Source organism: Azoarcus sp. Soil_N_20 (assembly GCF_057656155.1).
Genome location: NZ_JBDGKX010000006.1, coordinates 367,598 through 376,047 on the forward strand (window position 1 = coordinate 367,598; position 8,450 = coordinate 376,047).

The 8,450-nt window shown below is 66.4% G+C and carries 5 protein-coding genes, 1 pseudogene and 1 riboswitch; all 6 genes and pseudogenes read left to right on the plus strand.

What is annotated here, in order from left to right; all coding sequences use genetic code 11:
• Positions 1–17 precede the first annotated feature (17 nt).
• The 6 genes and pseudogenes from AC3A35_RS14785 to AC3A35_RS14810 all read left to right on the plus strand — a co-directional run bounded on the left by AC3A35_RS14785 (position 18) and on the right by AC3A35_RS14810 (position 8,256).
• The gene (locus AC3A35_RS14785) at positions 18–506 is read left to right on the plus strand and encodes a hypothetical protein (protein WP_487436903.1); all 489 of its coding nucleotides are present in this window, start codon (positions 18–20) and stop codon (positions 504–506) included.
• A gap of 13 nt (positions 507–519) precedes the next feature.
• The gene (locus AC3A35_RS14790) at positions 520–1,188 is read left to right on the plus strand and encodes a hypothetical protein (RefSeq protein WP_487436904.1); all 669 of its coding nucleotides are present in this window, start codon (positions 520–522) and stop codon (positions 1,186–1,188) included.
• Positions 1,189–1,368: 180 nt separating this feature from the next.
• Positions 1,369–2,931 (plus strand): AAA family ATPase, encoded by a 1,563-nt coding sequence (locus AC3A35_RS14795; protein WP_487436905.1) that lies wholly within the window; start codon positions 1,369–1,371, stop codon positions 2,929–2,931.
• Between the two features lie 80 nt (positions 2,932–3,011).
• A riboswitch (S-adenosyl-L-homocysteine riboswitch) is annotated at positions 3,012–3,084 on the plus strand.
• Between the two features lie 76 nt (positions 3,085–3,160).
• Positions 3,161–6,859, plus strand: a complete 3,699-nt coding sequence (metH, locus tag AC3A35_RS14800) for a methionine synthase (protein WP_487436906.1) — start codon at positions 3,161–3,163, stop codon at positions 6,857–6,859.
• Between the two features lies 1 nt (position 6,860).
• Positions 6,861–7,421, plus strand: a pseudogene (locus tag AC3A35_RS14805) (IS91 family transposase); the annotation flags it as partial.
• Between the two features lie 358 nt (positions 7,422–7,779).
• Positions 7,780–8,256 carry a hypothetical protein gene (locus AC3A35_RS14810; protein WP_487436907.1) on the plus strand — a complete coding sequence of 159 codons (477 nt, stop codon included), beginning with the start codon at positions 7,780–7,782 and terminating at the stop codon, positions 8,254–8,256.
• Positions 8,257–8,450: the final 194 nt, after the last annotated feature.

Consider the following 8,450-nt stretch of genomic DNA (forward strand, 5'->3'; position numbering starts at 1 on the left):
CTGCGGCGGAGAGCCCGATGAAACGTCTGTTGTCGATGTTGTGCGCCGTGCTGGCGGCGATCGGTTTGCCGGCCTGCGATTACGTCAATGTGCGCGACCTGCAGCCGGGCGTGTCGACCGCGATGGAGGTGCGCGATCGCTTCGGCCCGCCGCAGCACGAGTGGTACAACGATGACGGTTCGGTGACCTGGGAGTATTCGCGCCAGCCCGAGGGGGCCGAATGTTTCATGATCACCATCGGCACCGACAACATCCTGCGTACCCTCGATCAGGTGATCAACGAACAGACGTTTGCCCGCATCGAGCGCGGCATGACCGGCAAGGAGGTGAGCCGTCTGCTCGGCAAACCGGCTTCGACCCAGTTCCTCGAGCTGAAGAAGGAAACGGTGTGGGACTGGCTGATTGAACGCGGTACCTCGGTCAATGATCCAACTTACTTCACGGTGGCCTTCAATACCGAGGGCCGCGTGGTTGGAACCGGCCGCTATACCAAGCCCCGGCCCTGAAGGGACTGAAACCATGATCCATCGGACGTCTGCCACCGCCGCGCGCAATCTGCTGCAGGTGCTGGTGCTGGCGGGTACGCTGGCACTCGGCGGATGCGCCGCGTTCGCCCCGCCGCGCCCGTTTACCACCGAGGCCGAGGCCCTCGCCGTGCGCGGGGAGCCGACCCGGCGCTGGCAGAATGATGACGGCACCACCACGCTGGAATACTCGACGCAACCTTTCGGGGACACCTGCCTGATGGTGCAGGTCGATGCGGGCGGGATCGTCTTGCGCCAGTGGGATGCGCTCGACGAAGACAACCTCGCGAACGTGCGCAAGGGCATGAGCCAGGAGGAGGTCTTGCGACTGCTCGGCGGGCATCGCTCGGAGCAGACCTTCAAGCTTTCCGGCGAGGAGGTGTGGGACTGGAACATCCGCAACTACGGCCCCGGCGTCGCCACCCTGTTCAACGTCCATTTTGTCGACGGCAAGGTGGTCCGTACCAGTCAGACCTACGTCTATCCGCGTGACGGCGGCATGTTCGGGCACTGGAGTGCATATCCGTTCGGCTATCCCTATGGCTATCCCTACGCCTATCCTTACGGTTATCCATACGGCTATCCGCGCTATCGCGGCGATCCATGGCCGAAACGGGTCGTGCCGCGACCTCCCCGTCCACCGCGTCCGCCACTTCCCCGTTAGCCCGGTCGAACAGGACGTGCGTCCCGCGCCTGCCGTGGCGCGATGGCGGTCATTGAATCCCTTGTGACCGCGCGCAGCCCGCGGGCCCGACGATGCTGGTGGCGGCACGACGGCGGGGCGGGGCCCGGCGGCAGCGGTTAGAATTCGGCTCCCCATCCCATTCTCATCGGCTGTCCGACCATGCCCGATTTCCGCGAACTCGCCGCGCTGGTGCGCTCACGCATGCCCTTGCTCTGCATCGAGACTGTCGAGGAGCCGAAAGCCTTGCGCCTCATCGAGCGCCTCGCCCGCGATGACAATCACGACCTGCACTGCTGGAGCGTGGCGGACGGGCTGGTGCAGCAGAACTTTCGCTACGGCAGCGGGCGGCCGGACGGCTATGGCCTGTTCCCGACCGTGGGCGAGGGCCCGGGCATGGCCGGTCGTGCAGACGGGCGGCGGCGGGTGATCGACGACACCCACACGCTCGAGGCCGCACTGAAGTACATCGACAGCAGCGGGGGCAAGGGTCTCTTCGTCCTGCTCGACCCGCACCCGTTTCTCGAGGATCCGGTCGTACAGCGCCTGATGCGGGAGATCGTGCTCGATCATCCGGAAGCGGAACGCACCCTGGTACTGGTTGCCCCGCAGCTGTCGCTTCCGGCCTTGCTGGCCCGTCATTCGGTACGCATGGAGCTGCGGATCCCCGACCTCGCGCGCGTGCGCGCACTGCTGAAAGACGAGCTCGACCTGTATGCCAAGTCCTCGGGGGAGCGGGTCAAGGGCGATTCGGCAACGGTCAATGCCTTGCTGAGCCAGCTCGTCGGCCTGCCGGAGGAGGATGTGCGCCGCCTGCTGCGCAACGCCATCCGTGACGACGGCCTGATCACCTCCGAGGATCTCACCCGGGTGATGCGCTACAAGCAGGACATGGTGGGGGAGAGTGCGCTGCAGGTCGAGTTGAGCACGCTGGGCCCCGACGACGTCGGCGGGCTGGTCCGGCTCAAGCGCTGGCTGGCAACGCGGCGGCCGGTGTTTACCGGCGAGCGCAGCATGCCCGGCCTGCCCTTGCCCAAGGGGGTGTTGCTGCTCGGCGCCCAGGGCGCAGGCAAGAGTCTCGCCGCCAAGGTGGTTGCCGGCAGCTGGCGGGTTCCGTTGTTGCGCCTCGACGTGGGCAGCCTGTACGACAAGTTCACCGGCGAAACCGAACGCAAGCTGCGCGAGGCCTTGCGCACGGCCGAGGCGATGGCCCCGGCGGTACTGTGGATCGACGAGATCGAGAAGGCGCTGGCACTGGGTAGCAGCGACAGCGACGGCGGCGTGTCACGGCGCCTGCTCGGCAATCTGCTGACGTGGATGAACGAGCAGCAGGCGCGCCTGTTTCTCGTCGCCACCGCCAACGACGTCTCCGCGCTGCCCCCGGAGTTGCTGCGCAAGGGCCGCTTCGACGAGATCTTCTTCGTCGACCTGCCGGCCGGCACCGTCCGCGAGGAGATCCTCGCCATTCATCTGCGCCGCCGCGAGCTCGATCCCGCCCGCTTCGACCTTGCCGCGCTCGGTGCGGCAACCGAGGCCTACTCGGGCGCCGAGCTCGAACAGCTCGTGGTCGCAGGCCTGTACGAATGCCTCGCCGACGGGGCTGCGCTGGATACGGCGAAACTGCTGGTCGAGGCGGCGAACACCCGCCCGCTGGCCCACGTGATGGCCGAGAAGGTCGCCGCCCTGCGCGCCTGGGCGGCGGAGCGTTGCGTGCCGGCCGACTGAGCGCCGCGATGCGTCGCGGCCGCAACCGGGCGCGTTGGCGGGCCTCGACAGCGGCGACGGAAACCCCGTAAAATCGGCCCCTTGCCGAGGAGCGCTGCGACCCGACCTGTGAGTGGGCCAGGCTCGGCAATCGAACAACGGCGCTCGCAAACCATCAGCCGGGTTTGCCGCGCCGTTCTGTTTTGCGTGAGCTACCCGCTGTGCATCAATCGCAGATCGAGGTAGAACCATGCAAGCCGACCGCACCGTAGAACTCCGCCAGCAACTCGCCCAACGCATCCTGATCCTGGATGGCGCCATGGGCACCATGGTCCAGCAGTACAAGCTGGGCGAGGCGGATTACCGCGGCACGCGCTTCCTCGATCACCCGCGTGATCTCAAGGGCAACAACGACCTGCTGGTGCTGACCCGCCCCGACGTGATCGGCGAGATCCATCGCGCCTACCTCGAGGCCGGCGCCGACATCATCGAAACCAGCTCCTTCAACGCCACCCGCGTGTCGCAGGCCGAGTACGGGCTCGAGGCCGTCGCCTACGAACTCAACGTGGCCAGCGCCCGCCTGGTGCGTACGCTGTGCGACGAATTTACCGCCGCCAACCCGGCCCGCCCGCGCTACTGCGCCGGCGTGCTCGGCCCGACCTCGCGCACGCTGTCGATCTCGCCCGACGTGAACGACCCCGGCTACCGCAACATCAGCTTCGACGCCCTGGTCGACGACTACTACGACTCGGCAAGAGGCTTGATGGAAGGCGGCGCCGATCTGCTGCTGATCGAGACCATCTTCGACACCCTCAATGCCAAGGCCGCTGTATTCGCGATCGAGAAGCTGTTCGAGGACCTCGGCCGGCGCCTGCCGGTGATGATCTCCGGCACCATAACCGACGCCTCCGGCCGCACCCTTTCGGGGCAGACCGCCGAGGCGTTCTGGAATTCGCTCGCCCATGCGCGGCCGATCTCCTTCGGCCTGAACTGTGCGCTCGGCGCCAAGGAGCTGCGCGCCTACGTGGCGGAGCTCGCGGGCGTCTGCGACACCTATGTGTCCGCGCACCCGAACGCCGGCCTGCCCAACCCGCTGGCGCCCACTGGCTACGACGAAACCCCGGAAGAACTCGCCACCGCGGTGGTCGAGTGGGCGCGCTCCGGCCTGGTGAACATCCTCGGCGGCTGCTGCGGCACCACCCCCGCGCACATCGCCGCGATCGCCGCCGCGGTGGCCGAGCTGCCGCCGCGCAAGGTGCCGGAGATCGACAAGAAGCTGCGCCTGTCCGGGCTCGAGCCGTTCAACGTCGGCGCCGACAGCCTGTTCGTCAACGTCGGCGAGCGCACCAACGTCACCGGCTCCAAGGCCTTCGCCCGCATGATCCTCGAAGGCCGCTTCGACGACGCGCTCGCGGTGGCCCGGCAGCAGGTCGAGAACGGCGCCCAGGTCATCGACATCAACATGGACGAGGCCATGCTCGACTCGATGGCCGCCATGGAGCGCTTCCTCAAGCTGATCGCCACCGAGCCCGACATCTCGCGGGTGCCGATCATGATCGACTCGTCCAAATGGAGCGTGATCGAGGCCGGCCTCAAGTGCATCCAGGGCAAGGGCATCGTCAACTCGATCTCGATGAAGGAGGGCGAGGCGAGCTTCCTGCACCAGGCGAAACTTGCCCGTCGCTACGGCGCCGCGGTGATCGTGATGGCCTTCGACGAGCAGGGCCAGGCCGACACCTACGCGCGCAAGACCGAGATCTGCGCACGCGCCTACAAGTTGCTGCTGGGGATCGGCTTCCCGCCCGAGGACATCGTCTTCGATCCCAACATCTTCGCCATCGCCACCGGCATCGAGGAGCACGACAACTACGCCGTGGACTTCATCCAGAGCGTGGCCTGGATCAAGGACAACCTGCCGCACGCCAAGACTTCCGGCGGGGTCTCGAACGTGTCGTTCTCGTTCCGCGGCAACGACCCCGTGCGCGAGGCCATCCACACCGTATTCCTGTACCACGCGGTCAAGGCCGGGCTGACCATGGGCATCGTCAACGCGGGCATGCTCGGCGTGTACGACGATCTCGACCCGGCGCTGCGCGAGGTCGTCGAGGACGTGGTGCTCAACCGCAAGGCCGGCGCCGGCGAGGCACTGGTCGACATCGCCCAGTCGGTGAAGGGCCAGGTCAAGGACAAGGGACCGGATCTGGCCTGGCGCGAATGGCCGGTGGAGCAGCGCCTGTCGCACGCGCTGGTCAAGGGCATCACCGACTACGTGGTGGCCGACACCGAAGAGGTGCGGGCCAAGCTCGAGGCCGAAGGCAAGCCGCCGCTGGCGGTGATCGAAGGCCCGCTGATGGCCGGCATGGATGTGGTCGGCGACCTGTTCGGCGCGGGCAAGATGTTCCTGCCCCAGGTGGTGAAATCCGCCCGCGTGATGAAGCAGGCGGTCGCCCACCTGATCCCCTACATCGAAGCGGAGAAGCTCCGTACCGGCTCCACCAGCAAGGGCCGCATCGTCATCGCCACGGTCAAGGGCGACGTGCACGACATCGGCAAGAACATCGTCGGCGTGGTGCTCGGCTGCAACGGTTACGAAGTCATCGACCTCGGGGTGATGGTGCCGACCGACAAGATCCTCAACGCTGCGCGCGAGCACGGCGCGCAGGCGATCGGCCTGTCCGGCCTGATCACCCCGTCGCTGGAAGAAATGAGCCATGTCGCCGCCGAAATGCAGCGCCAGGGCTTCGCCGACGGCAACGCGATCCCCTTGCTGATCGGCGGCGCCACCACCAGCCGCGCCCACACCGCGATCAAGATTGCACCGCATTACACCGGGCCCGTGGTGTACGTGCCCGACGCCTCGCGCGCGGTCGGCGTGGTCACCGCGCTGCTGTCCGAAGGCGGCGCCGCCGATTTCAAGGCCCAGCTCGCGGTCGACTACGACAAGCTGCGCGTCCAGCACGCCAACAAGAAGGGCGTGCAACTGGTCAGTCTGGAGGCCGCGCGCGCCAACCGCTACCGCTGGGATGCCGTCGCTGGCTATGTGCCCCCGCGTCCCGCGACCCTCGGCGTGCAGGGGATCGAGGTGCCGCTCGCCGAACTGGTGCCCTACATCGACTGGGCGCCCTTCTTCCAGACTTGGGATCTCGCCGGCAGCTACCCGAAGATCCTCGACGACGAGATCGTCGGCGAAACCGCGCGCGGCGTGTTCGCCGACGGCAAGGCCATGCTGGACCGGCTCGTCGCCGAAGGCTGGGTGCAGGCCCGCGCCGTGTTCGGCCTGTTCCCGGCCAATGCGGTGGGCGACGACATCGAGATCTATACCGACGAATCCCGCGACGCGGTGCTGATGACCTGGAACGGTCTGCGCCAGCAGCACGAACGTCCGGCCGGCAAGCCGCACTGGTGCCTGACCGACTTCATCGCCACCAAGGACAGCGGCGTGCCCGACTGGATCGGCGCCTTCGCCGTCACCGCCGGGCTGGGCATGGAGCCCAAGCTCGCCGAGTTCGAGGCCGCGCACGACGACTACCACGCGATCATGTTCAAGAGCCTCGCCGACCGCCTCGCCGAAGCCTGCGCCGAATGGCTGCATGCCCGCGTGCGTCGCCACGACTGGGGCTACGCCGCCGACGAGACGCTCGACAACGACGCGCTGATCAAGGAGCAATACCGCGGCATCCGCCCCGCGCCGGGCTATCCCGCGTGCCCCGACCACACGGTGAAGGGCGAGCTGTTCAAGCTCCTCGACGCACCCGCCAACGCCGGCATGCAGCTTACCGAGAGCTTCGCCATGCTGCCGGCGGCGGCCGTCAGCGGCTTCTACTTCGCGCACCCGGAAAGCCACTACTTCGCGGTGCAGAAAATCGGCAGCGACCAAGTGGAAGACTGGGCGCGTCGTACCGGCATGACGGTGGAGCAGGCTGCGCGCTGGCTGGCGCCGCTGCTGTAAGGCCCCGGTGCGGTGGCAGCGCCGCCGTCGCGCCTTGCTGGCGCACGACTGGGTCGTCTACGCCAAACCACCACCCGGTGGTCCGGCACAGGTCCTCGACAATCTGGCGCGGTACACGCATCGCACCGCGCTCTCCAATGAGCGCCTGCTCGGCGACGAGGACGGCGCGATCCATCTGCGGGTGCGCGACCGCCAACGCGGCACCCGGCACACACTCGCGCTGGACACGCAGACCTTCATCGGACGTTTCCTGCAGCACGTGCTGCCCAAGGGCTTCAAGCGCATCCGTCACTTTGGACTGCTCGCCCCGGCGCATAAACGCACCCGCCTGAGCCGAGCGCGTGCCGCCCTGGACGCGCCCGAGCCTCGCGCGGAAACTGTCGAGACCGCGCAGGCCTTTCTCGTGCGCGTTGGCGGTACCGATCCATGCTGCTGTCCGCACTGCCGAATCGGGCGATGGATCTGCATCGGACGCATCACCCCGATCCGCATGCAGGCTCCGAGGGAACGGCCGGTGACGCCACCTGCGCCCGAGCCCCGAAGCCAGGATGGACCATCATGAAGCCGGGCGAGACTTCGCCATGGCAATCGATGGTGCGCGTGTGCGCGCCAGCGGGAGCGGTCGTGCCCTATGCGTCACGTGCCGTTCGCCGCCCCGCGGAAAAGGCGCCGCACACCAAGGCCAGACGAATGCCGACCTTGCTCAGATGCCTGCGCGCATGCCGTCGTGCTCAATCTCACAGTGCGCCGCCTTCACTTCTATACGCCCTGCATGAGCGCGGCGTAGAATCTCCAACACCACCGCCCGTGCCGGCGGTTTAGTTCAACAAGGCTTATCCCTCGCGCCATGCATGAAGAGATCGAAACCGCCTGCGTGCCGCGAGGGATAAAACCTATTCGTTAGGCACGGGGGAGAGATCTTGGTCAAGCTTGTAGACCTCAACGGCAAGTGGGCAGCTGCGATCGGCCAGAGCTTCGTGGCGTTTGGCTCCATCGAGCATCTAACAGTCACCTGCTTGCAAGAGATCCCGAAGGATCGGATTCAGAGGTCAGTGAGGTCGTTCAAGCTTGGGCAGCGGATCGATCTGATACTTGAGCTGCTTGAGGCACATCCTGGCCATGCTTTTGAGCAACTAGCTGCCAAATTGTCCCGCGCGAAAGAACTACTCGTCACGCGTAACTTGATTGCTCACAACCCGTTGGTTCTCGGCATCCTGCATTCCGATGGCGGGTTCACACATAGAGAAGCAATCGTCCCGTTGCGTGGCGGCAATCGCAGGATAGAACTTCGGGAGCTCCAAGCCTTCGCTGCCGAGTGTGAGCAGCTTGCTTCGGAGCTGTATGGTTGCACAGAGGCTGCCGTTAAAGCCTTGCGTGGAGGCTCGGCCAGTGCCTAACAAATCATTCAAGCCGACGCCGCTTCGCGGCGCGGCTTAACTCAAGCGTTGAGGCTGTAGAAAAAGGCCGGCGACGGCGCGCACCCCGATGCCTTCGGTATAATTCGGCAACCCCTCCCGGAGTTCCGCGATGCCCCGCTTCAAGACGCCCGACTATGGCCTGAAGATGATCCCGGTGGATTTTGATCGGCAGG